The sequence below is a fragment of the Dellaglioa sp. CoH-57-MRSF-19 genome (assembly GCF_056781975.1).
This window is the reverse complement of the sequence record NZ_JBXAXW010000214.1, coordinates 1-317: the sequence shown is the minus strand read 5'-3', so window position 1 is coordinate 317 and position 317 is coordinate 1. Positions and strand designations below refer to the sequence as shown.

The 317-nt window shown below is 49.5% G+C and carries 1 protein-coding gene; it reads right to left on the bottom strand.

Annotated features, from left to right (window positions below; genetic code table 11):
* A partial coding sequence (locus AC1RO3_RS08980; RefSeq protein ID WP_481764079.1) for an MmcB family DNA repair protein occupies positions 1–317 on the bottom strand: 317 nt, incomplete at both ends.

The following is a 317-nucleotide window of genomic DNA, read 5'->3' as shown; positions in this document are numbered from 1 at the left end:
ACAAATACCCCGACCTCCGGTGGGAGGCGGGGTTTAATTTTTTCATACGTGGCAGCACCGCATGCAAAGTACATGCGATTGCAAAATGGCAGATACTTCCGCCACTTGCCTTTGTCATTATCGACTTTGAAGTCAGCCCATGAGGATTTGACTTCTACCATGACGATTTCGTTTTTGACGTGCACCGCCATTATGTCGGCACGTAGAGAACCGCCTTTATTGAGACCGACTTCGGCGCTGACCGCATACATCTTTTCACGCCAGTAATTTGCGACATGTTGTTTAATCAGCGTCGCGATCTCGGCCCGGGTCAATGT